This is a genomic window from Bradyrhizobium sp. UFLA01-814 (genome assembly GCF_046718885.1).
Taxonomy (GTDB): Bacteria; Pseudomonadota; Alphaproteobacteria; order Rhizobiales; family Xanthobacteraceae; genus Bradyrhizobium; species Bradyrhizobium elkanii.
Genome location: NZ_JAQOSR010000063.1, coordinates 21973 through 44788, shown reverse-complemented (window position 1 = coordinate 44788; position 22816 = coordinate 21973). Strand labels below are relative to the sequence as shown.

Annotated in this window: 27 protein-coding genes and 1 pseudogene; 10 read left to right on the top strand and 18 right to left on the bottom strand. The window is 65.8% G+C overall.

The genetic code is table 11. The features are described 5' to 3' along the window. Both PMN64_RS20325 and PMN64_RS20320 read right to left on the bottom strand, forming a co-directional pair. Positions 1-190: pseudogene (locus PMN64_RS20325) on the bottom strand (hypothetical protein); the annotation flags it as partial. A 412-nt stretch (positions 191-602) separates the two neighbouring features. Further along, positions 603-1931 (bottom strand): dicarboxylate/amino acid:cation symporter, encoded by a 1329-nt coding sequence (locus tag PMN64_RS20320; RefSeq protein WP_411781900.1) that lies wholly within the window; start codon positions 1929-1931, stop codon positions 603-605. 140 nt (positions 1932-2071) lie between these two features. Here PMN64_RS20320 and PMN64_RS20315 point away from each other — a divergent pair, with 140 nt between their 5' ends. Beyond that, positions 2072-2230 carry a DUF5993 family protein gene (locus tag PMN64_RS20315; RefSeq protein WP_411781899.1) on the top strand — a complete coding sequence of 53 codons (159 nt, stop codon included), beginning with the start codon at positions 2072-2074 and terminating at the stop codon, positions 2228-2230. Between the two features lie 8 nt (positions 2231-2238). After that, positions 2239-2793 (top strand): disulfide bond formation protein B, encoded by a 555-nt coding sequence (locus PMN64_RS20310; protein ID WP_411781898.1) that lies wholly within the window; start codon positions 2239-2241, stop codon positions 2791-2793. Here the strand turns inward: PMN64_RS20310 and PMN64_RS20305 are convergent. Next, on the bottom strand, positions 2790-3494 hold the full coding sequence (locus tag PMN64_RS20305) for a glutathione S-transferase family protein (protein ID WP_411781897.1): 705 nt from the start codon (positions 3492-3494) through the stop codon (positions 2790-2792). The genes PMN64_RS20310 and PMN64_RS20305 overlap by 4 nt on opposite strands. A gap of 78 nt (positions 3495-3572) precedes the next feature. Here PMN64_RS20305 and PMN64_RS20300 point away from each other — a divergent pair, with 78 nt between their 5' ends. Further along, positions 3573-4454 carry an SDR family oxidoreductase gene (locus tag PMN64_RS20300; protein ID WP_411781896.1) on the top strand — a complete coding sequence of 294 codons (882 nt, stop codon included), beginning with the start codon at positions 3573-3575 and terminating at the stop codon, positions 4452-4454. A gap of 32 nt (positions 4455-4486) precedes the next feature. On the opposite strand, the gene PMN64_RS20295 is transcribed toward PMN64_RS20300, so the two are convergent. Together PMN64_RS20295 and PMN64_RS20290 are read right to left on the bottom strand one after the other, a co-directional pair. Then, on the bottom strand, positions 4487-4831 hold the full coding sequence (locus PMN64_RS20295; protein WP_026192671.1) for a Lin0512 family protein: 345 nt from the start codon (positions 4829-4831) through the stop codon (positions 4487-4489). Between the two features lie 62 nt (positions 4832-4893). Beyond that, a complete protein-coding gene (locus PMN64_RS20290; protein WP_411781895.1) occupies positions 4894-6117 on the bottom strand; it encodes a CynX/NimT family MFS transporter in 1224 nt (407 codons plus the stop codon). Between the two features lie 98 nt (positions 6118-6215). Between PMN64_RS20290 and PMN64_RS20285 the strand changes: the two genes are divergently transcribed. Continuing rightward, positions 6216-7157, top strand: coding sequence for a LysR family transcriptional regulator (locus PMN64_RS20285; RefSeq protein WP_411781894.1), 942 nt, complete (start codon positions 6216-6218; stop codon positions 7155-7157). Between the two features lie 48 nt (positions 7158-7205). On the opposite strand, the gene PMN64_RS20280 is transcribed toward PMN64_RS20285, so the two are convergent. The 5 genes from PMN64_RS20280 to PMN64_RS20260 form a co-directional block, all read right to left on the bottom strand. Then, positions 7206-7910, bottom strand: coding sequence for a PA1136 family autoinducer-binding transcriptional regulator (locus tag PMN64_RS20280; RefSeq protein WP_411781893.1), 705 nt, complete (start codon positions 7908-7910; stop codon positions 7206-7208). A gap of 154 nt (positions 7911-8064) precedes the next feature. Next, positions 8065-8940 carry a glyoxalase III HchA gene (gene hchA / locus PMN64_RS20275; protein WP_411781892.1) on the bottom strand — a complete coding sequence of 292 codons (876 nt, stop codon included), beginning with the start codon at positions 8938-8940 and terminating at the stop codon, positions 8065-8067. Between the two features lie 100 nt (positions 8941-9040). Further along, entirely contained in the window at positions 9041-9736 is a 696-nt protein-coding gene (locus PMN64_RS20270; RefSeq protein ID WP_411781891.1) for a GNAT family N-acetyltransferase, read from the bottom strand. 107 nt (positions 9737-9843) lie between these two features. Continuing rightward, complete coding sequence (locus PMN64_RS20265; RefSeq protein ID WP_411781890.1) at positions 9844-10488, bottom strand: O-methyltransferase; 645 nt, start codon at positions 10486-10488, stop codon at positions 9844-9846. Between the two features lie 23 nt (positions 10489-10511). Next, a complete protein-coding gene (locus PMN64_RS20260) occupies positions 10512-11144 on the bottom strand; it encodes a PadR family transcriptional regulator (RefSeq protein ID WP_411781889.1) in 633 nt (210 codons plus the stop codon). A gap of 475 nt (positions 11145-11619) precedes the next feature. Here PMN64_RS20260 and PMN64_RS20255 point away from each other — a divergent pair, with 475 nt between their 5' ends. After that, positions 11620-11973 (top strand): MmcQ/YjbR family DNA-binding protein, encoded by a 354-nt coding sequence (locus PMN64_RS20255; RefSeq protein ID WP_411781888.1) that lies wholly within the window; start codon positions 11620-11622, stop codon positions 11971-11973. Positions 11974-11994: 21 nt separating this feature from the next. On the opposite strand, the gene PMN64_RS20250 is transcribed toward PMN64_RS20255, so the two are convergent. Together PMN64_RS20250 and PMN64_RS20245 are read right to left on the bottom strand one after the other, a co-directional pair. Further along, positions 11995-12561, bottom strand: coding sequence for a histidine phosphatase family protein (locus PMN64_RS20250; protein ID WP_411781887.1), 567 nt, complete (start codon positions 12559-12561; stop codon positions 11995-11997). An 83-nt stretch (positions 12562-12644) separates the two neighbouring features. After that, positions 12645-13610, bottom strand: a complete 966-nt coding sequence (locus tag PMN64_RS20245) for a GlxA family transcriptional regulator (RefSeq protein ID WP_411781886.1) — start codon at positions 13608-13610, stop codon at positions 12645-12647. A gap of 205 nt (positions 13611-13815) precedes the next feature. On the opposite strand from PMN64_RS20245, the gene PMN64_RS20240 reads away from it, so the two are divergent. After that, the gene (locus PMN64_RS20240; protein ID WP_411781885.1) at positions 13816-14457 is read left to right on the top strand and encodes an HD domain-containing protein; all 642 of its coding nucleotides are present in this window, start codon (positions 13816-13818) and stop codon (positions 14455-14457) included. A 7-nt stretch (positions 14458-14464) separates the two neighbouring features. Here PMN64_RS20240 and PMN64_RS20235 read toward each other — a convergent pair whose 3' ends face one another. Continuing rightward, entirely contained in the window at positions 14465-14923 is a 459-nt protein-coding gene (locus PMN64_RS20235; RefSeq protein ID WP_028344737.1) for an SRPBCC domain-containing protein, read from the bottom strand. A gap of 76 nt (positions 14924-14999) precedes the next feature. Here PMN64_RS20235 and PMN64_RS20230 point away from each other — a divergent pair, with 76 nt between their 5' ends. Next, a complete protein-coding gene (locus PMN64_RS20230) occupies positions 15000-16091 on the top strand; it encodes an adenylate/guanylate cyclase domain-containing protein (protein ID WP_411781903.1) in 1092 nt (363 codons plus the stop codon). A gap of 5 nt (positions 16092-16096) precedes the next feature. On the opposite strand, the gene PMN64_RS20225 is transcribed toward PMN64_RS20230, so the two are convergent. Next, complete coding sequence (locus PMN64_RS20225) at positions 16097-16345, bottom strand: hypothetical protein (protein WP_411781884.1); 249 nt, start codon at positions 16343-16345, stop codon at positions 16097-16099. A 92-nt stretch (positions 16346-16437) separates the two neighbouring features. Between PMN64_RS20225 and PMN64_RS20220 the strand changes: the two genes are divergently transcribed. After that, positions 16438-17658: a helix-turn-helix domain-containing protein gene (locus PMN64_RS20220; protein WP_411781883.1), complete on the top strand. Its 1221-nt coding sequence runs from the start codon at positions 16438-16440 to the stop codon at positions 17656-17658. Between the two features lie 129 nt (positions 17659-17787). Then, positions 17788-18435, top strand: coding sequence for a glutaminyl-peptide cyclotransferase (locus PMN64_RS20215; protein WP_028344734.1), 648 nt, complete (start codon positions 17788-17790; stop codon positions 18433-18435). Positions 18436-18447: 12 nt separating this feature from the next. Here the strand turns inward: PMN64_RS20215 and PMN64_RS20210 are convergent, their stop codons facing one another. From PMN64_RS20210 to PMN64_RS20200, 3 genes are all read right to left on the bottom strand, one after another. Next, complete coding sequence (locus PMN64_RS20210; protein WP_411781882.1) at positions 18448-18780, bottom strand: hypothetical protein; 333 nt, start codon at positions 18778-18780, stop codon at positions 18448-18450. Positions 18781-18938: 158 nt separating this feature from the next. Next, positions 18939-20156 carry an MFS transporter gene (locus PMN64_RS20205; RefSeq protein WP_411781881.1) on the bottom strand — a complete coding sequence of 406 codons (1218 nt, stop codon included), beginning with the start codon at positions 20154-20156 and terminating at the stop codon, positions 18939-18941. 132 nt (positions 20157-20288) lie between these two features. After that, on the bottom strand, positions 20289-21455 hold the full coding sequence (locus PMN64_RS20200; RefSeq protein ID WP_411781880.1) for an ABC transporter substrate-binding protein: 1167 nt from the start codon (positions 21453-21455) through the stop codon (positions 20289-20291). Positions 21456-21668: 213 nt separating this feature from the next. Here PMN64_RS20200 and PMN64_RS20195 point away from each other — a divergent pair, with 213 nt between their 5' ends. Further along, positions 21669-22307, top strand: coding sequence for an AAA family ATPase (locus PMN64_RS20195; protein WP_411781879.1), 639 nt, complete (start codon positions 21669-21671; stop codon positions 22305-22307). Here the strand turns inward: PMN64_RS20195 and PMN64_RS20190 are convergent. Continuing rightward, positions 22246-22797 (bottom strand): carboxymuconolactone decarboxylase family protein, encoded by a 552-nt coding sequence (locus PMN64_RS20190; RefSeq protein WP_411781878.1) that lies wholly within the window; start codon positions 22795-22797, stop codon positions 22246-22248. The genes PMN64_RS20195 and PMN64_RS20190 overlap by 62 nt on opposite strands. Between the last annotated feature and the right edge of the window lie 19 nt (positions 22798-22816).

Genomic DNA, 22816 nt, shown 5'->3' with positions numbered 1-22816 from the left:
GCTTCTCAAAGAGTCCGGCCGCCCCTTGTGTTTTGGGTTTTTTGGGGGGGGGGGTTTGCCGCGCTCCTACACCCCCACCCCCCCCGCCGGCTGCGAGCAGATCGACCGGGCGCAGCCGATAAGCCAATCCCAATTCCTCGAGTAGCCAGACAACACGGAAGCCACGACCTTCGCCATAGACGGTGAGCATAGTTAAGCATTCCTGGATTGGGCTGGATGTAGGAACTCGCAGAGGCAAGCCAGCCGCGCAACGGACGATCGATGGCGCATCATGCACTCAAGGCTTGGCGCATAGTCGTCATCCTACCGTGCGCACGCTTCCGACCTTATGGGTTCACGACCCAGGCTGCGGCCGCGAACAAGACGCGTTCCCTCTCCCGCCCGCGACGTGGAAGCGTCAGTTGCAGAAGCCCGCAAATGCCATATGCGACAGCCTTGGGACGGACACTTGCGCAATTTCGGAATATTAGAAGAATACCCCTGAGTTGCCCGACGTGTCAAGTTGCCTGGTCGAACGCCGGCCGCCGCCGGCTCCTTTGCATGGGGTTGTTTTCGATATTTTGGCAGCGCCCCCTGCGACGGCCCCATCACTTCATATTGCTCTAGCCGGAGCCGCCCGGCTCCAGCGCCTCGCCGAGCTGGAGCGGATGCGCCATCGTCTCGTGCAGCGCCTGCTTGTCGAGCTCGCCTTCCGACAGGCTGATCACGACGCAGGCGACGCCGTTGCCGATCAGGTTGGTGAGCGCGCGGCACTCGCTCATGAACTTGTCGATGCCGACCAGGATCGCGATCGACTGGATCGGAATGTCGGGCACGATCGACAGCGTCGCGGCCAGCGTGATGAAGCCCGCGCCGGTGACGCCGGAAGCGCCCTTCGAGGTGATCATGGCGATGCCCAGAATGCCGAGCTCCTGCCAGATCGTCAGATGCGTGTTGGTGGCCTGCGCCAGGAACAGCGTCGCCAGCGTCATGTAGATGTTGGTGCCGTCGAGATTGAAGCTGTAGCCGGTCGGCACCACGAGGCCGACCACCGAGCGCGAGGCGCCGAGATGCTCCATCTTCTGGATCATCTGCGGCAGCACCGTCTCCGACGACGATGTGCCGAGCACGATCAGGAGCTCGTCCTTGATATAGGCGATGAAGCGGATGATCGAGAAGCCGGCGAGCCGTGCGATGGCGCCCAGCACGATCAGCACGAACAGGATGCTGGTGAGATAGAAGGTCGCGATCAGCGCCGCCAGATTCAACAGCGAGCCGAGGCCGTAGGCGCCGACCGTGAAGGCCATCGCGCCGAATGCGCCGAGCGGCGCGACGCGGACGATGATCCGGATGATGCCGAAGAACATCTTGGCGGCCGTGTCGATCGCGGACGCAATCGGCTCGCCGACCTTGCCCATGAGAGCGATGGCGAAGCCCGAGAGGATCGAGATCAGCAGCACCTGCAACAGGTCGCCGCGCGCGACCGCGCCGAGATAGCTGTCCGGAATGATCGCCATCAGATGGGCGACGATGCCCTGCTCTTTGGCCTGCGTGACGTAGTTGGAGACCGATTTCGGATCGATCGTGGAAGGATCGATGTTGAAGCCGTGGCCGGGCTGCAGCAGCTCGCCGACCAGAAGGCCGACCGCAAGCGCCACCGTCGACACCGCCTCGAAATAGATCAGCGTCTTCAACCCGACCCGGCCGACGCGCTTGAGATCTCCCATCGAGGAGATGCCGTGCACCACGGTGCAGAAGATGACCGGCGCGATCATCATCTTGATCAGCGCGATGAAGCCGTCGCCCAGCGGCTTCAATTCCTTGCCGAGATTCGGATAGAAATATCCGATCAGGACACCTGCCACGATCGCGATCAGCACCTGGACGTAGAGGATCTTGTACCAGGGCTGATGATGGGGACGGGCAACGGGCTTGATCGCGGCTGTGGTCATGAGATGCCCCGGCTAGGATGAACTCAACTGGTGATGCCATCTTGGCGGAGCCGCGCGCAAGCGACAATGCCCATTCGTGGCGTCGCGAGCGCACACGAATCTGTCATAGACTGCGGCCGGCTCGCATCGGGAGGCTGGGAATGGAATTCACTGCATTGTTTCTCGCCATCACCATCGCCATGCTGGTGGCCTGGCGTAGCCGACGCCCCGTCGCGATCGGCCTGTTCGCGGTGATCCTGATCGCCTGCGCCGCGACCTTGCTGCACCACGCCACCGACCGTCTCACCTTGTCGTTCTGAGGCCAGCCATGAACGACACGCAGGCCGTCACCCTCAATGCCGTCGCGCTCTATGGGCTGGCGCTGGTACTGGCCGCCGCCTTTGCCGCGCAGCTGCTGCTCCACGAACTACCCTGCCCGCTCTGTCTGTTGCAGCGCATCCTGTTCGCCCTGCTGGCGATCGGGCCGATCCTCAATATCCGCTTCGGGCCGCGGCCGAGTCATTATGCGTTGTCGCTGCTGACGGCCGTCCTCGGCGCCACGGTCTCGACCCGGCAGGTGCTGCTGCACATCCTCCCCGGCGATGCCGGTTACGGTTCGGCGCTGCTCGGCTATCACTACTATACGTGGGCGCTGATCGGCTTTGTCGCCGCGATCGTGCTGCTCGCGGCGATGCTGCTGTTCGACCGCCAGTTCGAGCACCGCGCGGCGCCGGGCAACTCGCCCGGCAGGTTCGCGCAAGGTGCGGTGTGGCTGGTGGTCGGGCTGACGGCGCTGAATGTGCTCTCCACCCTGCTCGAGTGTGGCTTTGCCGCCTGTGCCGACAATCCCGTCGTCTATGAGCTGCTGACGTCGGCGCGTTAGGGACGCTTCGGAATATTCAAGCCGCGCTCCACCGCCGGCCGCTTGAGACCGCGCTCCAGCCAGGCCGCGACCTGCGTGAACTGGTCGAATTCGACGAGCTCGCGCGCGCCGTAGAAGCCGATCAGGTTGCGCACCCAGCCGAGCATCGAGATGTCGGCGATGCTGTATTCATCGTCCATGAACCACTGCCGTCCGGCGAGATGCGTCTCCATCACGCCGAGCAGGCGCTTGGACTCGGCGACGTAGCGCTGCAGCGGCCGCTTGTCCTCGTAATCCTTGCCGGCGAATTTGTGGAAGAACCCGACCTGGCCAAACATCGGTCCGATGCCGCCCATCTGGAAATGCACCCACTGGATGGCCTGATAGCGGCGCGCGACGTCCGCCGGCAACAGCTTGCCGGTCTTGTCGGCGAGATATTGCAGGATGGCGCCGGATTCGAACAATGGCAGCGGCTTGCCGCCCGGACCGTTGGGATCGAGGATCGCCGGGATCTTGCCGTTCGGGTTCAGCGACAGGAACTCCGGCGTCTTCTGGGCATCTTTGTTGAAGTCGACGAGATGGACCTCGTAGGGCAACCCGATCTCCTCGAGCATGATCGAGACTTTCACGCCGTTCGGCGTCGGCAGCGAATAGAGCTGCAGGCGGTCCGGATGCTGGGCGGGCCAGCGTTTTGTGATGGGAAAGGCAGACAAGTCGGTCATGTCGACATTCTTTGCATGGTTGTTGTTGGATGGCTAATGTACGGAGCTCAGTGAAAGCCGCAAGGTCTGCAACCGGCCATGAACGATCAACAGACAGGCGCAACAACGAGCGCAACGCTTGGCCTCTCCGACGACGAACTCGCAACGCACCCGACCGTGTTCGCGGCCGATGCGCTCGCCGGTCAGGTGGTCGTGGTGTCCGGCGGCGCAGGCGGTATCGGCCGCGCCATCGCGTGGCTGTTCGCCCGGCTCGGCGCGCATGTCGTGGTCGCCGGCCGCAATGCCGACAGGCTCGACGCACTGGTCGATCATCTCGGCCATCGCGGGCTCAAGGCGTCCGCGCATGTCGCCGACATCAAGGATCCCGACGCGGTCAATGCGATGTTCGAGGCGCTGTGGACCGAGCACGGCCGTGTCGATCATCTCGTCAACAGCGCCGGCGGCCAGTTCCCGCAACCCGCGATCGACGTCTCGATCAAGGGCTGGAATGCGGTCATCAACACCAACCTCAACGGCACCTGGTACATGATGCAGGCCGCGGCGCAGCGCTGGCGCGACCGCAAGCATCCCGGCAGCATCGTCAATATCGTGGTAGTCACGACGCACGGCCTCTACGGCATTGCGCACTCGATCGCGGCACGCTCCGGTGTGATCGGCCTGTCGCGCGCGCTCGCGGTCGAATGGGCGCCGCTCGACATCCGCATCAACTGCATCGCGCCCGGCGCGATCGAGACCGAGGGCTGGAACGTCTACAGCGAAGCGGCGCGCGCCGCCTATCCGCGCTCCAATCCGATGATGCGACCGGGCACGCCCTGGGACATTGCGGAGGCAGCCGTCTACCTCGCCGCGCCCTCCGGCAAGTTCATCACCGGCGAGACACTGACCGTCGATGGCGGCGGCCAGCATTGGGGCGAGACCTGGACGACCGGCAAGCCCGACTATTTCAGAGGCGCCGAATAGCGCACGCATGCCGGTCGCCCGACGCGCTTGCGTCACTTGCCGTCGTCGAAGCTGACAATGACGGCAGCGTTCGCGATCAGGATCGGGTCGTTGCCGAGATCGGACGGAATCTCGAGCCCGCCCGCGATCGCCTTCACGGTCTTGGTGCCATAGGGCAATTCCTTCGCGACCGCTGCGGTATCGACGTCTTCGGGATTCGGCACGGCGATCGTGACGTCGACGAACATGTCGTTGGCGGTCTTGCCGAGCATGCGGAAGAAGCCGAGGCTGGAATGGCGGATGGCATCCGAGACGGCCCGCTTGGCGGCCTTGGTGGCGTCGCGGCCGTGGACGTCGACGCCCATGCCCATTTCGGTGATACAGCGCACGCGTGTCATGAAGGTTCCTATTGTCGTTGGCGTGAGAGACCTTCACTCCTTCGGCCCCTGCGCGCGCGGCGTCAAGCCGGGTCCGTCGCCTCGCTTACGCGCTTGTGATCGCCGCGCGCCAACATCCACGCCGCGAGACCGGCAAGGATCGCCGCGGCCACCACCATCGCGCAAGCCGCGCCCCAGCCCCATGCCGAGACCACAGCGCCGACCGCGATCGGACCGGTGACCTGGCCGAAATTGCTGCCCGTCATCAGCAGGCCCATCATCACCGGCACCATCGCCGCCGATCGCGCCGCGGCGGGTGCGGTTGCAAGCAACGTCGCCGGGATCAGGCCGCCGATCGCGGAGAACAAGAGGCACAGCCAGAATGCCCCCCACCCGCCGAGCGCCGGCAGGAAGATTCCGAGCGCGGACGCGCCCATCACGAATGCCGCCACGGCGATCAGCAGGTTGCGGCTGACGCCGCGCGCAAGCAGATGACCGGCGGCGAGATTGCCCACGACGTTGCCGGCCGCGGCCAACGCACTGAGCGCGCCGGCGCCTTGGCTGGACACGCCGAGCCGCTCGGACAACAGGATCGGCAGGAAGCTGAACAACGCAAAGAACATCAGGCTGTAGAGCGCAAACAGCACCATCAGAAGCGCCGGGGTGCGGCGCCGCGCCAGCGCGGTGGCTTCCTGCATCAGACCACTCCGCGCCGCGCCGGTCCGCGATGCCACTTCAGGCGCGATGAGGCTCGCAAGGATCAACAGCACAGCGACAAAGGCAGCGCTGGCCCACCAGATCGCGCGCCAGCCATCGAAGATCGGGCCGGCGACCAGCGCCAGCGCGATCCCGAACGGCATCACGCAGCTCCACACCGCCATGGTGACGTCACGCGCGCTGACATCGACGACACGATCGAGCAACGCAGGAGCCGCGACCATCACCAGCAGGAAGCCGAGCCCTTCCAGCAGGCGCGATGCCAATAGCACCGCGAGCTGTGGCGCGAGCGCGCCCGAGGCCGCCCCCAGCGTGATGGCCGCAAGGCCGCACAGCAGCACCCTGCGCGCGCCAACCGCGGCGATCACCACGCCCGCCGGCACGCTGCCGACAAGCCCCAGGACCGCAAAGATGCCGGCGATCGTTCCGACCGTGGCAAGGTCGATGCCGAGGCTCTGTTGCAGCATCGAGGCGGCAATCGGAACCTTGCCGACCTGCAGCGCCGCGCCGATACCGCAACCGATCACGATGGCGACCGTGGCCCATCGTTTCGCCTCGCTCTGCTGCATCACGGCCGTCTCGATCGTCATGCGTCCACTCCGCCCCTGGCTCAGGGCATAGAGATAGCGTTTCCCGACCATCGACAGGAGTGATATGTTTTGCATCCAATTGATCGATTTCATAGATCATGCTCGATAACCTCACGCTCGATCAGATCCGCACCTTTGTCGCCATCGCCGAGAGCGGCAGCTTTCGCGCCGCCGCGGCCAAGCTGGCGCGGGTGCAATCCGCGGTCAGCCATGCCATCGCCAACCTCGAGGCCGAGCTCGGCCTCACACTGTTCGACCGCTCCAGCCATCGCCCGGCGCTGACGGCCGAAGGCAAGGCACTGCTGGGCAACGCGCGCGACCTGCTGCTCCGCGTCGACGCGATGCGGGCGCGAGCGCGCGGCCTGGGCGAAGGGGTGGAATCGGAACTCTCGCTCGTCGTCGATACGCTGTTTCCGATCGCCGCCGTCGGCGCGGCGCTGACGGAAATGCGGGCGGCCTATCCGTCCGTCAGCGTGCGGCTCGCGGTCGAACCGATGGGCGGTCCGATCACCGGCTTGACCGAGCGGCACAGCGCGCTCGCGGTCACGGTCGGTGAGGATTTTCGCGATCCCCGCCTCGCGCTCGATGCGGTCTGCGCGGTGCAGATCGTCGCCGTCGCCTCCGCCAGCCATCCGCTCGCGCGCCGCGGCCGCAAGAGCGTGGCGGATCTCGCCGATCATCTGCAGATCGTGCTGTCGGATCCGACCCTGCTGTCGGAGGGCCGCAGCTTCGGCGTGCTCTCGCCGCAGATTTGCAGGGTGAGCAATCAGGACACCAAGCACGCCATGATCCTGGCCGGGCTCGGCTGGGGCCGCCTGCCGCTCTGGCAGGTGGCGCGCGACCTGAAGGAGCGCCGCCTTGTGCGGGTCGAAACCGGCGCGCTCGGCCGCAACGCCGCGCTTGCAATGGAGGCCTATCTCGCCCACCGGCTCGATGAACCGCTCGGTCCCGCCGCACGCGCGTTCGCGGACGCGTTGACGCGGATCGCTGCGGGAACGCATACGCCGAAGGTCAGGGCGAAGACGGCGAAGAGACACTGAGCCGCAGCGATCGCTCGCCGGGCTCTGTGGCGGCCGTCCGCAAGCGCCTCAGTCCTCGATCTCGCCGCTGCGGATCGCGAGCCGGATGGCTTGCGCGGTCGTGGCGACGCCGAGCCGAAGCCGCGCACGCCGCAAATGGTTCTCGACCGTACGTTCCGACAGGCCGAGCGATGCCGCGATGTCGGCCTGGCGCCGTCCCGCCGAAATCCAGCGCAGCACCTCGCGCTCGCGCGGCGACAGGCTCGACGCACCGTTCGGCTCGTGCGCTTCCATCAGCCCGCGGGCGGCGCGGAAGGCGGCTGCGCCGATCATCGTCAGCGCCGCACGGGTCCGCGGCGACGCATCGATCCGCGTGCCGGCGAAGCTCATCGCGCCCTCAAGGCCGGTGCGCCCGAACACCGGAACCTGCAGTCCATGGAAACCGGGCCCGCGCGGCGTGCGCACCACACGGTACTTCTCTCCGCGCGCCGACATCACCTTGGTCCAGAAAAACGCCTCGTCCACATTGAGAAAATTGCGCGTCACCGGGCAATGCCGGACATAGGTTTCGGCATCGACCGTCACGCCCCTTCCGAACCAGTCGCCTTCGACCCAGTAGATCCGGTCAACCAGGTCATCACGTGCCGGCGACGCCGAGAACATCACGAACCGGTCGTAGCCGAGCGGAACGCTCGCAGACCGCACTGCCGCCTGGATCGCGGGCAAACTTCCGCTACCCTCGATCGCAACCACGGCTTCGATGTAGCGGTCCATGCGGTGCCATCGTGTCTTGCGGGAGGCCGGAGGCGCGGCCCAGCGCGTTGAGGATTTTCCCTCAAGCGAGGTCGGCCTGCAAGGCGCGCGACATTGGCCCGCCGCCGGAGGCGCGGCGAGGTTCGCGCCGCCCGGAGGTCGAGCCGCCGACCGCTCAGCGCCCGCCGAGCGTATCGAGCAGAGCCTTTGCGGCCGCCTTGCCGACATTGTTGGCGGCGAACGGGCTGTCACCGGTGATCAGCTTGCGATCCTGATGGGTCTTGCCGGTGATGTCCTTGTTCAGGATCTCGACGCCGAGCGCCTGCAACTGTTCGCCGAAGGCCCAGGTCAGCGCGCCCGGCATGTAGCCGATATCAGGCGTCGTCCGATCGATGGCGTCGGGAAATGCACAGATCTTGTAGCCCTTGAAGGGATAGTTGCCCTTGGCTTCGCCGACCGCGGACGCCAGCAGCGCCGCCGGGCCATGGCAAAGCGAGATGATGTGCTTGTCGTTGTCGAGCGCCCATTTCAGCGCGGCCTTCACGTCGGTGCTTTCGGGCAAGCCGATCAGCGCACCATGGCCGCCGGGAATGAACACCGCGATATAGTCGGAATCCTTGCCGAGCTTTTTTTCGATCACGTCGGAGAGCTTCAGCGGCTGCTTCAGCCTGCCGAGATATTTCTGGTAGATGCTCTTGACCGCGTCGTCCTCCTTCGGAAACGCCCAGAGCTCGAATTTGACCGGATTACCCGACACGGTCGCGATGTCGAATTCGAAGCCCGCCTTGTCGAGGTGATACATCGGCAACAAGGTCTCGACGGGATGGTTGCCGGTCGAGAACATCGTGCCGTTCTGCAACAGCAGATAGCGCTCGTCCGCGGCGATCATCAGAATTTTCCAGCGGCCACCCCTGTAGGCGTTGGGATAATCCGCGCCGGAGAGATCCGACTTGGCCGAGGTGAATTGCCCAAGCGAGTAAGGTGACGGAAAGAAAGCGTTGTTCTCCGCCGGATCGGCTACCGGACGCTTGTCCTGGGATTGCTCGGACATCGAGATATCCTCTCTCATCGTGTTGCGATCCGGCAAAGGTAAGCACGAGATCGGCGATGAGGAATGAGGGATTTCCCTCAACCCAGTTTGCCGAGCATCCCTATCCCTGTTTCTGCAATACCGTGATGTGCAGGCGGCGGCGGATCTCCATGCCCTGGCGGCGATAGAGCGCGATCGCCGAGACGTTGCTGGTGAAGACGTGCAGGAATGGAATTTCGCCGCGCGCCACGATCTGGCGGGCAACCGCCGACAGCAGTGCCTGCGCGTAGCCGCGGCCGCGATGCTCCGGATGCACGCAGACGGCGGTCATCTCGGTGTAGTTCCCCGGCTTCATCCGTTCGCCGGTCATCGCGACCAGTTCGCCATCGATGCGGATGCCGAAAAAGCTGCCGAGCTCATGCGTTCGCGCACTGAACGGTCCGGGCTTTGTCAGCTCGGTCAACGTCATCATCGCAGGAACGTCGGCAGCGCCGAGCGTGACGATCTCGACGCCGGGCACCGAATGGTCAGCGGGCGTGCCGATCATCTGCTCGCCGGTCTCGGCCAGCAGCACCTTGAACTCCGGCGGCACCGGGACAGGATCGGGCGTGAACAGCACCGCGATCTCAGGTCCCGACAGCAGCGCTCCGAGCGCGGCAAAGCTCTTTGGCGACATGTCGACCATGTCGGCGAAGGGTGCGATCGCGAGCGGAAAGCGGCGCGCGTCGGCGTCGCCTTCCGCCAGTTCGCGTTGTCTCGTGGTCAGCGCGCTCCAGATTGGGCGATCGAGCGGATGAATCGGCAGGGCTTCGGACATGCGGCGCTTCGCTCCTGATTTTCCTCGAACAGAGCAAGAAGCGCCGGCAAAATCCAGCATGGCGTGTTGTGGTTGTGGCTCACAATCACGCCAGCAGGTGAAACCCGCTACGCCACCTTCAGGCAGAGCTCGGTGCCCCCCTTGAGCGGCAGCGTGATCGACACGAAGCCGTTGTTGGGATCGCGCACGAACTCCAGGAAATCCGCCTCGGCATTGTCGTTCATGACGTAGCCGCCGACGCGAAGCTGCGGCGCGACGATCTCGATCACCTGGCGCGCCAACGTCGGCCCCTTGTTGCCTGGCCACCCGTCGATCAGGATGAAGTCGACGGGACCACCGAGATCGCGCAGCGTCTTGCGCGCATCGCCCTCGCGGATGTCGGCGTAATCGGCAAGGCCGGCCTCCGCGAGATTGCGCTTCGCCGCTGCGACCTTGGCCGGCACGATCTCCGATCCGATCACGGTGCCACCGCCATTGTCGCGCATCGCGGCGGCGAAATAGAGCGTCGACATTCCGACCGAGGTCGCGAACTCAGCGACGCGCCGGGCGCGCAGGCCGCGGCACAACAGATAGATCAGCTCGCCCTGCTCCGGGTGGATCGAGAATCCCTGCTCGGCATAGTCGTGCGGGTCGCGGCTGCCGCTCTGCATCGGGTTGCCGCGCACCGGCGCCCGGCGGGCGGCTTGCAGGCGCTCGATGACGGCCGTGACGCGCGCATCACGGATCGCGCTGTGCGGTTCGGCGTTGTACATGAAGGGTCTCCTTTGCGACTGCGTCATTGCTGCAGGATCTCAGCGGCCGCGCGGTCGAGGATCTTTGCGATCCGCCGCGCCTCGGTGGCATCGCAGCCGCGCTTCTGGCGCAGTGCGCTCTTCAGCGCGTGACGGGCGCGGTGCACCTCGTCGGACGCTTCGCCATCGAGATCGCTCACGCCGGCGAAGGCTTCGCGCACCTCCTCCATGCGGCGGCCGATCCGCGACAGCGCCTCGAGAATGGTGTCTGCGGTCGCGCGGTTCTCGCCGAGATATGCCCTGCCCTGCTCGGTGATGCTGTAGAGCTTGCGTGCCGCGTCCTGGGTGACGCTGGCATGGCCGATCTCCTCGAGGAATGTCAGCGCCGGATAGATCACGCCCGGGCTCGGGCTGTAGAAGCCGTCCGACCGTTCCTCGATCCGCTTGATCAGCTCGTAGCCGTGTGCCGGCTGCTCGCCGAGCAGCGCGAGGATGACCAGTTGCAGATCCTGCGACGAAAGCCGCCGCGATCCCGGAAAGTCACCGCCGCCACCCCGCCCGAAGAAGCCATGGCCGCCGCGGCCAAAGCGGTGGCCGCCCCTGCCGTGCCGGCCCATGGCGAAGAACCCAAACCGGAATCCGTTGTCGTCCCGGTCGCGAAACATCGATCGTCTCATTTGTTCATTCCTTACTAAAAACATATCTTACGATATATCTACAGATGGAGCGGCGGCAACCCACATTTTCGTGAGTGGCCCGCCGCCGGCCGGTCGGCAGCTCGGGGAGCAGCTTTGGGGCTTTAGGGTTCCTGAGGGGTCATTTGCCGCCCCTCGTCCAACGTTGGAGGAGAAACAGGGCGACCATTCCGATCGGCCAACAGATGAACAGCGTTCGCTCCCAGACCTTGAAGTCGCTGTACTCGGCGAGCGTATGTGGTTGGCCCTGCTTTCCACAATATCCGCTGGCGCACAGGTGCAGCGGAGCATCAGGGAATCTGATGAGGCCGTAGAGGAAGAGCGCCGCCATCAGAAGTACAACGCCATACGTCACGACGCGCGCTGTGCTGACGTTCCTAAGCCAATTCGGAAGGGTACTGCCCATGTCGCAAATATGCGACGTTGACGGTGAACATTCCACTCAACCCCGTGATCCATGCGCCCAAAAACCTTCGAAACCCATTGCCTGCGCCTGCCCGCCGCCACCAAGGTGGTGCAATGGGAGGGCACGTCGGTGTTCAAGGTCGGCGGCAAGATGTTCGCGCTGGCCGGCGGCTACATCGAGAGCACCGGCGGCTTCATGTTCAAGACCTCGAACATGGCCTACGAGTTGCTGATCGAGCAGGGCCTCGCGCGGCCGGCGCCGTATCTGGCGCGCGCCAAATGGGTGCAGCTGTTGGCGAACGACGCCCTGCCCGACGCCGAGCTCAAGGCCTATCTCGACCAGGCGCATGCGCTGATCGCCGGAAAGCTCACGCGGAAGTCGCGCAAGGCGCTCGGGCTCGACTGATCGGCCAAGCTGCGACGCTATTCAGCCGTCCAGCGGCTTGTCGGAATCGCCCGACAGCAATTTCGGAAACAGCTCCTTGAAGGTGAACTTGTCTTCGCCCTTGGCGCGATGGAAGCGCAGCACGACGTCGAACCGGCTGGCGTCCCATTTGGTGGGCGGCTTGCCCCTGCTGACTGGTATCAACGGAAGGACGTCGGCGATGATAGCCTTGTGCTCCCAGCACAGCAGCACGACGCCATTGAGCGCCAGCAGCGCCTTGATCAGCGCCGGTTCATGACCTTTGCCGAAATCTTCGTTGGGCGTCGCGCCAAGACGCGCCGCCAGCGCCGAGATCGTCTCGGCGGGACGGCTGCTCGGGCCCCGGTTGGGCGTGGTGCCGGGAGTTGCGGCATAGATCGCGTCAGGCTTGGCATAGTCGCCCTTGGCGAGGTCGGTGCCAAACAATGCAGCCCAAGCGCCGGCGCGCTGCCAGCCGCGGAGGACAAGCGACTCGGTATCGGACACACCGTCCGCGGTGAAGCCGGGCCCCGGCCAGCCATCATCAGGCTTTTCGGCGTGACGGATGATGAAGAGCGTGAGCGCGTCCATGGCGGCCTCGCGGGGGAAGATGTGTAGCTGACAACGGCAATCTCCATCCTACGCTGGCGGCATGTTCCGCGTCATGAACGGCGTCACAATTTGCGAAAACTCGCGCGGTACTGCGCGGGGGACACGCCGAGCCGCTCGCTGAACACGATCCGCATCCGGTCGGCCGAGCCGAAGCCGCAGTCGAAGGCCACCGCCTTCAGCGGCCGGTCTGAGCCCTCGAGCAGCCGGCGCGCGGCGTCGACCCGCGCTCGCTCGACGAATTCGTGCGGCGTGATGCCGGTCTCCTGCGCAAAGGCGCGGCCGAAATTGCGCACGCTCATGCCGACGGCCTCCGCCAGCGACAGCAGCGTGTGGCGCTCGCCGACATGCTGCATCACATGCGCCTGCGCGCGCGCAATCGGCGAATCCTCATCGACCGGCGCGGTGAGATAGGGACTGAATTGCGACTGCCCGCCCTGGCGCTGCGCCACCACGACCAGCCGCTTGGCCACCGCGACCGCAACCTGCGGCCCGTGCCGCTCGGCGACCAGCGCGAGGCCGAGATCGATCCCCGCGGTCACGCCGGCCGAGGTCATCAGATGTCCGTCGCGAATGTAGATGCGGTCGAAGATCACCTCGGCCGCTGGAAAGCGCGCCGCCAGCCGCTGCGCATTCTGCCAATGCGTCGTCACCTTGTGGCCGTCGAGCAGCCCGGCATGGCCGAGCGCGAAGGCGCCGGTGCAGATCGAACCGTAGAGCTCGGCGCGCGCGGGCGCCCCACGCAGCCACTGTGTCAGTTCGGGATCCGGCGCGGCGTCGGGCAATGCCGGCCCGCCGGCGACGAGCAGGATATCGAACCTCTCCTGTGCCTCGGCGAAGCTGAGATCGGCCGATATCTTCATGCCGTTCGATGCGCGCAGCGGTTCGCAGCCGGCCCCGACCAGCACGGTCTCATAGCCATCGCCCGCCGGCACAAAGCCGTTCGTCTCCGCGAACACATCGACGGGACCCGCGACATCGAGCGCCTGAACCCCTTCGTGAATCGCGATCGCGACCCTCTGAACCGCCATACCTTCTCCCTGCCCGCTGGCGCGAAACGACGTCTGGTTGGCCCGATCCGGCGGCGCGCGATCGTTGCGGGATCGGGTCAAAACGGACGACAAACACCCCACGGATCGCGCCATCCGGCGATCCGCACACACCGCAGAGACAAGCGCCGGGCTCGCGTGTTCGCACGCCACGGCATCGTCTTGCCACATCGAGGAGCGTCTTGAAATGACCGAGATCATCGCCGGCATCCGCGTACCCGACAGCGCGATGGCCCGCGCCGCCACCCAACTGGTGCGCGATACCGAGGACGACCTGCTCTACAATCACAGCCGCCGCGTGTTCTTCTGGGGCGCGCTGACCGGCAACCGCCGCAAGCTGAAATTCGACCCCGAGTTGCTCTATATCGGCGCCTTGTTTCACGACATGGGCCTCACCGCCGCTCATGCGAGCCCCGATCTGCGCTTCGAGGTCGACGGCGCCAACGCCGCGCGCGACTTCCTCAAGGGCTACGGCGTTCCGGAGCGCGACATCGAGGACGTCTGGACCTCAATCGCCCTGCACACCACGCCCGGTCTCCCCGAGCATATGCGTCCGACCATTGCGCTGGTCACCGCCGGCGTCGAGATGGACGTGCTCGGCATCGCCTATGACGATTTCTCGCACGAGCACCGCGACCATGTCTGCGCGCACCATCCGCGCGAGGCGAACTTCAAGGAGAACATCATCGATCATTTCGCCGCCGGCACCATCAACAAGCCGCTGACGACCTTCGGCAACGTCAAGGCCGACGTGCTGGCGCTGAAGAACATGAACTACACCAGGATGAACTTCTGCTCGATCATCCTCGGCTCGAAATGGCCGACATGACGCGACGTCAATGGCGATTGGCGGGACCGTGGTCGGGGCCGGGATCCCGACCGGCGGCCGCGTGCGAGAGCCGGCTCATATAGTGCGCCCAACCCTTGTCGTGGCTCTCGCACTGCGCGGCGTTCGGCAGGCCGCTATGGGTCATGCGGAGCAGCGTGCCGTTGTCCTGCTCCATCAGGTCGATCTCGATCAGGCTCGAGCCCGGCGGCACTTCCTCGCTGCCCTCCCAGCCGAAGCTGTAGGCGAGACGATGCACCGGCACGACCTCGCGGAACGCACCGCGCGCGGCGCGGCTGCGATCGCTGCCGAGCCCCTTGAGGAAGTAGAGGCCCCCGGGATGCGTCTCGGTCGCGGCTTCCAGCCCCATCCAGCTCACGATCTTCTGCGGATCGGTCAGGAAGGCGAACACGGTTGCAGCCGGGGCTGCGATCTGGATCTCGCGTTGAACGATGAAGGCTTCAGTCATCGATCCATGCTCCATTGACAGTCGGTGCTCGGGATAATTCGTGACAAAAGTGGTGCGTCAACCCCATGATGGCGTGATGCAATTGACCTCGACGTTGAGCTGGCTGGTCGACGCCGCCGCTGAGACCGCGGGCGCCAACCGGTTGTTGGCGGACCTCGGTAGCCACCTTATCACGGATGGCCTGCCGCTTGCCGGCGGCGCTCTGACGCTCGAGGTTCCGCACCCCCTGATTGCAAGACGAACCTGGCTGTGGCGTGCCGACAATGGCGAGGTCATCGAAGCGCTCGGATTCGCGCCGGAACAACCCTTTGCGATGCCCGATATGGTGGGATCCGGCGACGCCGGCCGGCGCTGGCTCGGAACTCTCGCGTCCGGCCCGATCCACGAGGGCACGATTGGAACGCGGCCGGATGGCCCGACCCTCGGCTGGATCGGGACACGCGCCTTCACACCTGCCGAAGCGGATCAATTGCGCGAGGCGGCGCGGTTCATGGCCGCGCCGCTCGCCGCGCTGGCGGCGCGCGCGACACTGACGGCGGCGCTGGAGGCGTATCTCGGCCGGCGCAGCGCGGCGCGCGTGCTGGCATCGCCATTGCGGCGCAATACCGGCGAAACCATCCGGGCGGCGCTGCTGTTCGCCGACCTCCGCGGCTTCACCGCCCTGTCGGAAAGCTATCCGCCTGCCGAGGTGATCGCGGCGCTCGATGCCTGGTTCGACCGCATCGCGGGCGCCATCCACGCCTTCGGCGGCGAGGTGTTGAAATTCATCGGCGACGGCCTGCTTGCGATCTTTCCGGTCACGACCAGCGCGCGCAGCGCATCCGAGGCTGCATTGCGCGCGGTGTCGGCGGCGCGCGTCGGCATGGCGCATCTCGATGCAGAGCGACGCAAGCAGGGCTTGCCGCCGTTGCCATTCGGCGCGGCGCTGCATCTCGGCGAGGTGCACTGGGGCAATATCGGCGCCGCCGACCGCCTCGACTTCACCGCGATCGGTGCCGCGGTCAATCTGGTGAGCCGGCTCGAAGGGCTCTGCAAGCCGCTCGAGCAGACCGTGCTGGTTTCGGGCGCCCTCGCCGCCGAGACCGAGACGCCGCTGGTCGCGCTCGGCAGTCATGAATTGCGCGGCATCGCGCGGCCATGCGCGGTCTTCACTTTGCCGGAGACTTGAGCCGGTCATCTGAACAGGCGCAGCCATGGCGCCAGATGAAATGCGCTCATCAGCGCGTACATCGGGACCATGCCCTGCAATGACAGCGGCCCCTGCATCGCGCCGCAGATCATGTCGGCCGGCGCCATCGCGGCAATCAGCGCCATCACGGCGAAGGTCGGCGCCGCCGCCAGCGACAGAAAGCGCGCCACGATGGGCCCGCGTCCACTGAGCCGCCCCCTCACCCAATCTTCTCGTGTTTCAATACCGGTCATCGTTCGATCTCTCTGGAGATGATCCATGTTGTCATGTGCTAGGTTAGGACCGGGCCTCGGAGGGTGAGAGTGACAAGTGTGTCGGGATTCGAATGGACTCGCTGATCATAGCTGCGGCGCGCGCGCTCGCGGCGGGTGATCCCCTCGGCGCACTGAAACGGGTGGCCCTGCGCGACGATGCGCCGGCGCTGGCGCTGCGCGGCATCGCGATGGCCCGGCTCGGCGATTTCGCCCGCGCCAAGGAGCTGCTGCGGCGCGCAGGCCGCGCCTTCGGCCCGCGCGAAGCCGTCGCGCGGGCGCGCTGCGTGGTGGCGGAGGCCGAGATCGCGCTGGTGTCGCGCGACCTTTCCTTTCCCGGCAAGAGCCTCGCCGCGGCACGCGCAACGCTCGCGGCACGAGGCGATGCACTCAACGCCGCCCACGCCGGCTATCTCGAAATCCGCCGCCTGCTGCTGATCGGGAGCCTCGATGCGGCCGAGCGCATGCTTGACGGCCTCGACCCGGCGCCGTTCCCGCCGGCGCTGCGGGTCGGCCATGAACTGGTCGTCGCCGGAATCGCGATGCGGCGGCTGCGGACCAAGCCGGCACGCGAAGCACTGGCCCGCGCGAGGGAAGCCGCGCGCCGCGCCGGCATCGCCGAGCTCGCAGCCGAGGTCGAAAGCACCGCGCGCCTGCTCGCCACGCCCGCGGCGCGTCTGATCGCGCGCGGCAGCGAGCGGCCGCTGCTGCTCGAGGAGGTCGAGGCCCTGATGGCGTCGAAAGTGCTCGTCGTCGATGCCTGCCGCTATGTCGTGCGCGATATCGGCACGACGGTCTCGCTGACGCGACGGCCGGTGCTGTTCGCGCTTGCCCGCGCGCTGGGCGAAGCGTGGCCGCAGGACGTGTCGCGCGGCACGCTGATCCAGCGGGCGTTTCGCGGCAAGCACGCCGATGAATCGCACCGGGCGCGGCTACGCGTCGAGATCGGACGGCTGCGCCGCGCGCTGCGGCCGCTCGCCGATCTCAGCGCCACGCCTGACGGCTTTGTGCTGGAACCACATGGCCGGCGCGAGGTGAGCGTTTTGGCGCTGCCGGTCGAGGAGGAGCATGCGGCGGTGCTGGCCTTTCTCGCTGACGGCGAGGCCTGGTCGAGCTCGGCGCTGTCGGTCGCGCTGGGGGCGAGCCAGCGCACCGTGCAGCGTGCGCTCGACACATTGGCCGCCACCGGCAAGGTGCAGTCGGTCGGCCGTGCCCGCGCCCGGCGCTGGATGACGCCGCCGGTACCGGGATTCACGACGACGTTGTTACTCCCTGCGCCGCTGCCGAACGGCTAGCATCGGGGCGCAATTGGAGCGTTTTCGAGCGAAGCGGATATCGCTTCGTGTGAAGAAAACGCGTCAGGGAATCTGGAGATTCGATTCTGATTCAGTCAGAACCGAAACTCCAGGCGAAAGGAGCGCAGCATGAAAAAGGCCACGGCCGAGATCATCCGGGAATACGGTCCCTTCGACGGCGTCGAGAACGTCGGCGGCGTCAGCTTCGACGGCGAGCAGGTCTGGTTCGCGGCCGGCGACCGCCTGGTGGCCTTCGATCCCGACAGCGGCAATACCACACGCACCCTCGATATCGCGGCCCATGCCGGCACCGCCTTCGACGGCAAGCACCTCTATCAGATCGCCGAGGACCGCATTCTGAAGATCGAGCCGAACAGCGGGCGCGTGGTGTCCACCATCCCCTCGCCCGGCGGCGGCCGCGACTCGGGCCTCGCCTGGGCCGAGGGCTCGCTGTGGGTCGGCCAGTATCGCGATCGCACCATCGTTCAGATCGATCCGGAAACCGGCAAGGTTCTGCGCACCATCGAAAGCAACCGGTTCGTCACCGGCGTCTCCTGGGTCGATGGCGAACTCTGGCACGGCACCTGGGAAGGCGATGAAAGCGACGTGCGACGCATTGACCCGCAGACCGGTGAAGTCATGGAAAAGCTGGAGATGCCGCAGGGCGTGTTCGTCTCCGGATTGGAGTCCGACGGCGGCGACCGCTTTTTCTGCGGAAGCGGCTCCGCCAATAACAAGGTGCGTGCCATCCGGCGACCGAAGCGCAGCCGCGCGTGAAGCGATTTGCGATTACCTTTCGGCCAGAGAAAGAATGGAGCGGATCACCTGGCGCTTCTCGTCCGACAAACCCGCGAGCAGCGCCTCGTCGAGATGCTGTTCTCGGATGAGCCGCGCGAAGACAAGCGGGAGCTGCGAGTATCGATAGTCGAACATCTCATCGAGCTCCCTCCTTTGCTGGTGCAGATAGGCGCCAACTTCCCACACCTCCGACGGCGTCGCTGCCGCAACGGCCCTGCTCTTGAATTCGACCATCACCTTGGCGAGTGCGCACTCCACCGCAGAATCATAGGCCTTGCGCGCAATCTTCTTTTCGGCCGGGGACCATTGGAGATCACGGTACATAGTGGGCTCTCATGCGTCTGGCGTGGTGCCAACAATCATGGCATTCAGCCGTGGACGCCCGACCGATGCAATGACGCCGCAACGTTGCCCCTTTGCCCGCCGCTCGGCAAGAACATTGCGTCTGTCCGAGCGGCGCGCTGCATGACGTAGGTCAAACCTCATGCCGGCGCCGGCACCGCCACGGGCCGCGCCGCCGGGATCGGGCGGAAGGTCATCATGATCAGGAAGGCGCCGATGCCAACGGCCCAGGAGCCGACATAGAGCCACGTGTAGCTCGCAAAGGTGTCGTAGATCAGGCCGCCGGCGAGCGGTCCGGTCGCCATGCCGAGGCTGCCGGCCATCGCGGTGCCGCCGATCACGGTGCCCATCATCCGCAGCGGGAAGTTCTCGCGGATCAGCACGGAATAGAGCGGCATGGTGCCGGCATAGATGAAGCCGAAGATGGCGGCGACCGCGTAGAATGCGGCAAGCTCGCGCACGAAGACGTAACCGAGCGCGCCGAACGCCTGCGCCAGCAGACCAAGCACCAGCACGCGCTTGGCGCCGAAGCGGTCGCCGAGCAGGCCGAAGGCGATGCGGCCGCCCATCCCGGCGAGCCCTTCGACGCTGTAGATCGTCACCGCGGCGACCATCGGGATGCCGCAGGTGACCGCGTAACTCACGGTATGGATGATCGGGCCCGAATGGGTGGCGCAGCAGAAGAAATTGGTCGCGATCAGGATGATGAATTGCGGCGAGCGCAGCGCCTGCGCCAGCGACATCGGCGGCTCGCCGTTCTCGGAGACCGCTTCAACGTGGTCGCCCTGCAGCGCCGGCGGCCGGCGCACCAGGAACGAGACCGGGATCATGATCGCGCCGACCACACCCGACACGATCAACATCGCGGTACGCCAGTCGTGGTGGGAGATCAGCCAGGCCGCGAGCGGCGACATCGTCATCGGCGCCATGCCCATGCCGGCCGACACCAGCGAGACGGCGAGGCTTCGATGGGTGTCGAACCAGCCGGTGACGCAGGCCATCATCGGGGCGAAGATCGCCGCCGTTGCCGCGCCGACCAGCGCGCCGAACACGAACTGAAAGGCCAGCAGCGATGTCGCCTGGCTGGCCAGCGCGAGGCTTGCCGCCAGCACGACCGATCCGGTCAGCACCACCGGGAGCGGCCCGAAGCGATCGGACAGCGTGCCCCAGATCATGCTGGTGAAGGCCATCGCGAGGAAGCCGATCGTCATCGCGCTGGAGATACCGGTCACCGACCAGCCGGTCTCGCGCGCCATGGGCTGGAGGAACACCGGCAGCGAAAACATGCCGCCGATCGCGACGCAGCCGAGCAGGCCACCGGCCGCGACGATCACCCAGCGATAGGTCGAATTGCTCATTCCGGAACTCCCATGCAGCTCGTTCTGGCTGGAAGACGAGCGGACAGGGCTGGAACCGACAGGCGACGAGCGTTCCAGCTCACTTTTTTGCGAGCACGGCGTCTAGCGCGGCTACCGAGATATTCCGGCTGGTCAGCGGTCAGCCAAACTGCACCCCGGCTGCGGCGCGATCTCGCCGAGGGCGTGGACCTGCACCAGCTCGGGACCTAGCGTCTTGGCGATGAACATGCTCATCGCCGCGTGATGATCCCGACCGAGCGTGACAGGGCCGGTCGGCGACGGAATGGCGAGGCCCGCCATCGCGTCGATGATGGCCTCCTTGTCGAGCTTGCCGGCCTTCTCGGCCGCCGCCTTCAGCGCGATCAGCGTGTTGTAATGCGTCATCACATAGTTCGACACCGCGATACCCGGCTCCGCGGCGGCGCGGGCCTTCGCGACGAACGCCTTGACGGCAGGATCCTCGCTCGCCGCGACCGCCGGCACCACGGTCACCATGTTCTGCCCCTTGCCGCGGAAGATGCCGAGGTCGACTTCCGACAATCCAAGGAAAGCGACGGTGATGTCCTTCAACAGCCCGGCCTCGTCGGCCTGCCGGATGAAATCCATCCCGTCGCCCTTCAGCGCGAACAGCAGCACCTTGGCCTTGCTCGCCGCGATCTCCTTGATCAGCGGTGAAAAGTCGGTCTCGGTCCCCAGCGTGTATTTCGTCGCGACCACCTTGCCGCCGAGCTTCTCGATCAGAGGCTGCGCGATGCCGAAGATCTGATGCGGCCAGACCCGGTCGGCGCCGAGCAGGAAGTAGGTGTTGCCGAAAGTCCGGGTCATGTAGGGCAGCAGCTGGCCGAGCTCCTGGTTCGGCACCGCGCCGAACGAAAACAGATAGCGGCTGCATTTGCCGCCCTCGTAATTGGTGGCATAGAGCAGCGGCGTCTTCGAGCTCTCGGCAATCGGCACCAGCGCATTCAGGTTTTGCGAGGTGATCGGACCGACCACCGCCAGCACGTCCTGCTTTTCGACCAGCGAGCGCATCGCCTCGGCGGCCGAACCCGGCCGTGTCTTGTCGTCGACATAGATCACCTCGACCGGTCGGCCGAGAATGCCGCCGGCCGCGTTGATGTCCCTGACGGCGAGATCGAGCCCAAGTTTCGCCTGCTGGCCGTAGAGCTCGACCCCACCGGAAAACGGCAGCACCGCGCCGACCCGGATCGGTTCGCCGGGTTCGGCAGCGCGCGCCGGCTGAAGCATCGCACCGCAGAGCAGAAGCGCGAGCGTCGTGCAGATGATCGAGCGTGATGCCATGTGCGTCTTTCCTTCAGACAGGAAGCATCCAGTTTGATCGATCTTATCGGCGTGGCACTGAAGAATTCGTCAAGCGCGCCCCCATTTGCGTCACATTCGAGGCTATGCTCACTCCGCGCGTCGAGACATTTCCGCGCGCCTTCCTCCCCAACATTTCTGACCTATCGGGCAACCCGCCTTCGCGGCGTGCTCGTTCATGCGGTGTGACGATTGATGAAAGGACACCCTTTGCAAAACCGCTGCGTCCTGATCTCCGGCTGCTCCGGCGGCGGAAAATCGACCTTGCTCACTGAACTGCGCGCCCGCGGCTATCCGGTCGTCGAGGAGCCCGGCCGCCGCATCATCGCCGATGAGCTTGCGTCCGGCGGCAACGCCCTGCCCTGGGTCGATACAACGGCCTTCCTGCGTCGCGCCGTTGACGTCGCACTGCAAGATGTCGAGATGGCCAAGGCCCATTCCGGATGGGTGTTCTTCGATCGCGGCCTCGTCGACGCGGCGTCAGCCCTTGAGGCGTTGACGGGCGAGCCGGTGCTGCACCCGATCTGCTCCGCACATCGCTACGACCGGCGCGTGTTCGTGACGCCGCCATGGCCCGAGATCTACGTCACCGATGCGGAGCGACGGCACGGCTTCGAGATGGCGGTGGCGGAGTATCAGCGTCTGATGGAGGCGCTGCCGACGCTCGGCTACAACGTCATCAGCCTGCTGAAGACATCGCCCGCAGAGCGGGCCGATTTCGTGCTGGCTACGCTCGGCGGCTGCGTCCTACCTAAAAGGCCTGATCAGGCCGTCACTCCGCGGCCTCGCGATGCGGAACGCCCTGCTCGACATCGAGCTGCAGGATGTCGTTGAAGCGATTGAAGGCGCCGCACAGCGCGATCCGCCAGGTCAGCTCGACGATCTGCGCTTCCGAGAAGTGTTCGCGCAGGCGTGCGAAAATCTCGTCGCGGGTCTTGTTCCAGTTGTTGGTGACGGCGATCGCATATTCGACTACGAGCTTGTCGAGCGCATCGAGCTCGGGATGATCCTGATAGTCGAGCAGCCGTTCGGCACCCGCCTCCGAGACCCCCTGGATCGCGAGCTTGGGCGCATGGTGCGACACGCAATAGTCGCACTTGTTGAGCAGCGACACCGTCACCAGCGCGAGCTCGAGATGCCGCTTCGAGACCACCGCCTCGTCGGCGAGATCGACCAGCAGCGACCACATGTGCTTGAAGATCGGCGGGCGCTGCGCCATGACGCCGGCCTGGTTCTCGAACGCGCCATAAGTGGTCATCTTGTCCCACAGCGGCTTGAGCTCGCCCGGCAGGTCGTTCCTGATCTTGATTGACACGCGTGACATGGATCTTGCCTCGGATCGG

What these genes read in the sequence shown, in the direction of transcription:
- PMN64_RS20320 (WP_411781900.1), bottom strand. Translation starts at nt 1,931, where the DNA reads ATGACCACAGCCGCGATCAAGCCCGTTGCCCGTCCCCATCATCAGCCC.
- PMN64_RS20315 (WP_411781899.1), top strand. Translation starts at nt 2,072, where the DNA reads ATGGAATTCACTGCATTGTTTCTCGCCATCACCATCGCCATGCTGGTG.
- PMN64_RS20310 (WP_411781898.1), top strand. Translation starts at nt 2,239, where the DNA reads ATGAACGACACGCAGGCCGTCACCCTCAATGCCGTCGCGCTCTATGGG.
- PMN64_RS20305 (WP_411781897.1), bottom strand. Translation starts at nt 3,494, where the DNA reads ATGACCGACTTGTCTGCCTTTCCCATCACAAAACGCTGGCCCGCCCAG.
- PMN64_RS20300 (WP_411781896.1), top strand. Translation starts at nt 3,573, where the DNA reads ATGAACGATCAACAGACAGGCGCAACAACGAGCGCAACGCTTGGCCTC.
- PMN64_RS20295 (WP_026192671.1), bottom strand. Translation starts at nt 4,831, where the DNA reads ATGACACGCGTGCGCTGTATCACCGAAATGGGCATGGGCGTCGACGTC.
- PMN64_RS20290 (WP_411781895.1), bottom strand. Translation starts at nt 6,117, where the DNA reads ATGACGATCGAGACGGCCGTGATGCAGCAGAGCGAGGCGAAACGATGG.
- PMN64_RS20285 (WP_411781894.1), top strand. Translation starts at nt 6,216, where the DNA reads ATGCTCGATAACCTCACGCTCGATCAGATCCGCACCTTTGTCGCCATC.
- PMN64_RS20280 (WP_411781893.1), bottom strand. Translation starts at nt 7,910, where the DNA reads ATGGACCGCTACATCGAAGCCGTGGTTGCGATCGAGGGTAGCGGAAGT.
- hchA (WP_411781892.1), bottom strand. Translation starts at nt 8,940, where the DNA reads ATGTCCGAGCAATCCCAGGACAAGCGTCCGGTAGCCGATCCGGCGGAG.
- PMN64_RS20270 (WP_411781891.1), bottom strand. Translation starts at nt 9,736, where the DNA reads ATGTCCGAAGCCCTGCCGATTCATCCGCTCGATCGCCCAATCTGGAGC.
- PMN64_RS20265 (WP_411781890.1), bottom strand. Translation starts at nt 10,488, where the DNA reads ATGTACAACGCCGAACCGCACAGCGCGATCCGTGATGCGCGCGTCACG.
- PMN64_RS20260 (WP_411781889.1), bottom strand. Translation starts at nt 11,144, where the DNA reads ATGAGACGATCGATGTTTCGCGACCGGGACGACAACGGATTCCGGTTT.
- PMN64_RS20255 (WP_411781888.1), top strand. Translation starts at nt 11,620, where the DNA reads ATGCGCCCAAAAACCTTCGAAACCCATTGCCTGCGCCTGCCCGCCGCC.
- PMN64_RS20250 (WP_411781887.1), bottom strand. Translation starts at nt 12,561, where the DNA reads ATGGACGCGCTCACGCTCTTCATCATCCGTCACGCCGAAAAGCCTGAT.
- PMN64_RS20245 (WP_411781886.1), bottom strand. Translation starts at nt 13,610, where the DNA reads ATGGCGGTTCAGAGGGTCGCGATCGCGATTCACGAAGGGGTTCAGGCG.
- PMN64_RS20240 (WP_411781885.1), top strand. Translation starts at nt 13,816, where the DNA reads ATGACCGAGATCATCGCCGGCATCCGCGTACCCGACAGCGCGATGGCC.
- PMN64_RS20235 (WP_028344737.1), bottom strand. Translation starts at nt 14,923, where the DNA reads ATGACTGAAGCCTTCATCGTTCAACGCGAGATCCAGATCGCAGCCCCG.
- PMN64_RS20230 (WP_411781903.1), top strand. Translation starts at nt 15,000, where the DNA reads ATGCAATTGACCTCGACGTTGAGCTGGCTGGTCGACGCCGCCGCTGAG.
- PMN64_RS20225 (WP_411781884.1), bottom strand. Translation starts at nt 16,345, where the DNA reads ATGACCGGTATTGAAACACGAGAAGATTGGGTGAGGGGGCGGCTCAGT.
- PMN64_RS20220 (WP_411781883.1), top strand. Translation starts at nt 16,438, where the DNA reads ATGGACTCGCTGATCATAGCTGCGGCGCGCGCGCTCGCGGCGGGTGAT.
- PMN64_RS20215 (WP_028344734.1), top strand. Translation starts at nt 17,788, where the DNA reads ATGAAAAAGGCCACGGCCGAGATCATCCGGGAATACGGTCCCTTCGAC.
- PMN64_RS20210 (WP_411781882.1), bottom strand. Translation starts at nt 18,780, where the DNA reads ATGTACCGTGATCTCCAATGGTCCCCGGCCGAAAAGAAGATTGCGCGC.
- PMN64_RS20205 (WP_411781881.1), bottom strand. Translation starts at nt 20,156, where the DNA reads ATGAGCAATTCGACCTATCGCTGGGTGATCGTCGCGGCCGGTGGCCTG.
- PMN64_RS20200 (WP_411781880.1), bottom strand. Translation starts at nt 21,455, where the DNA reads ATGGCATCACGCTCGATCATCTGCACGACGCTCGCGCTTCTGCTCTGC.
- PMN64_RS20195 (WP_411781879.1), top strand. Translation starts at nt 21,669, where the DNA reads ATGAAAGGACACCCTTTGCAAAACCGCTGCGTCCTGATCTCCGGCTGC.
- PMN64_RS20190 (WP_411781878.1), bottom strand. Translation starts at nt 22,797, where the DNA reads ATGTCACGCGTGTCAATCAAGATCAGGAACGACCTGCCGGGCGAGCTC.